Source organism: Meiothermus sp. Pnk-1 (assembly GCF_003226535.1).
In the GTDB taxonomy this organism is placed as follows: domain Bacteria; phylum Deinococcota; class Deinococci; order Deinococcales; family Thermaceae; genus Allomeiothermus.
Window position 1 is genome coordinate 1 of the sequence record NZ_QKOB01000030.1, and the last position, 939, is coordinate 939.

Genomic DNA, 939 nt, shown 5'->3' on the forward strand with positions numbered 1-939 from the left:
AAAACTTGTTTTTAGCTTATGAAAACTTGTTTTTAGCTTATGAAAACTTGTTTTTAGCTTATGAAAACTTGTTTTTAGACCCCTTAATATGTTGATTATCAATATAAGTACAGAGCCTTAAAATAAGAAAATAAGAAAATATATAAATAAAAAAATAACGTTTGTTTTTTTTAGAGATTTATTTGATTGATTCCCTGCAAAAATTCCCCATCTGGAAGAGTGGAAGAAAACGAAGAAAACGAGAAATTTCAAAATACATTCGGCTTGGGCGGTATTATGCTATACATAACATAATATCTATATCGTTGTTAATTAGATAGATATGACTTTAAAAACCACGTTTTATATGCCAGCGACCACGTTAATTTTTTTATGTGGTTTTTGTGTGGGTGATCACCCTACTACACTCGGGTGTAGTTTTTAAGGATAGAGCATTAGGTTTGAAGAATAGAGTGAGAGACCAGAACCGTAATTCTAATCAAATATATTTTTAATAAATTGCACAAAGATTTTGACGGTTGAATGGGTTTATTGAAAATAAGTATAGCCCACTACACATGTTTTCAATCGCTACGCTTTTGAAAACATGTGGTGGTCTCTCCGAGGGTTCCCATACCTATGCTGAATCGGGGAAGGTAGTTTTGCTGCAGAAAGAAAAAATATAGTCGGAAAAAACAAAAAAACAGAAATGAGTTACGCAGTTTATCACGTAGAAAAAGGAGCTGTTTCTCCTGGAGGAATCGGAAAGCATATTGATCGGGAACCAGGGGCAGAACATACCTACCAACATGCAGACCCTGAACGCATCCATTTGAATGAACATATCACAGTAACCCCCCATTGTGATAAATCCCTTCATATCGCCATATCTGACCGAATTAAAGAGGGTTACAATGCTAAAAATAAAGCGGGAGAATTAAAAGAAATTCGGAAAGATGC

General features: G+C 34.4%; 1 protein-coding gene. It reads left to right on the forward strand.

Annotation, left to right across the window (positions count from 1 at the left end):
• Positions 1-688: 688 nt before the first annotated feature.
• Positions 689-939, forward strand: a 251-nt coding sequence (locus tag DNA98_RS17715; protein WP_199489414.1) for a hypothetical protein, incomplete at its 3' end; no start/stop codon positions are given.